We start from the raw sequence: 661 nt of genomic DNA, 5'->3' as shown, positions 1-661 counted from the left end.
TTTGCCTCGTATTGTTTGTCCAGTTTTTTCGAGTAGAGTGATCACGCCTTTAGGTGTGCAAGGTCGTAAAAGTGGCATTCGCTGAGCTAAGCGACCTATATTAAAAGGATGGAAGCCGTCTACATCTTTGTCTGGTTTGATTTGCTCTAAAAGGTTGTCGCTATCAAGGTGGTCTGGAAGGGGAAGTTGGACAAGGATTCCATCTATTTCGGGGTCATTGTTATATTTGTCTATTAATGCTTCTAATTCGTGTTGTTGAGTGCTTTCCGGTAGAACGATCGCTTCGCTTTTAAATCCGACCTGCTCGCATGCATTGTTTTTGTTTCGAACATAAACTTCAGAGGCAGGATCATCGCCGACGAGAATGACGGCGAGTCCAGGACGTCGTTTACCCTGTTCGATCCTTTCAGCGACTTGTTTTGCGATCTCTTCCTTCAGTTGTGTGGCGACAGCTTTGCCATCAATTATTTGTGCACTCATGACTGTGTAACTGCTTTATATGGTTGCTATGTAGAATTGCGGGCATTTTGTCATGCTCATATCAGAATAAAAAGACTTTTACATAAGGGATTTGGTTGCTATTTATGCGCCGAAAAATAAATTAATAAATTAGTTGTTTTTGTTGTTGACGACCTGCAAAACCGTATGTATTATTCGCGCC

At 41.9% G+C, this 661-nt stretch carries 1 protein-coding gene; it reads right to left on the bottom strand.

Features of this window, described 5'->3' with window-relative positions; translation table 11 throughout:
- Window positions 1-480 (bottom strand): tetrahydrofolate dehydrogenase/cyclohydrolase catalytic domain-containing protein (locus A3738_RS08735; protein WP_304440089.1); only part of this gene is annotated, 480 nt, incomplete at its 3' end.
- Window positions 481-661 lie beyond the last annotated feature (181 nt).

It is taken from the genome of Oleiphilus sp. HI0066, assembly GCF_001635725.1.
The sequence above is the reverse complement of the archived record's forward strand: the minus strand, read 5'-3'. Positions and strand labels throughout refer to the sequence as shown.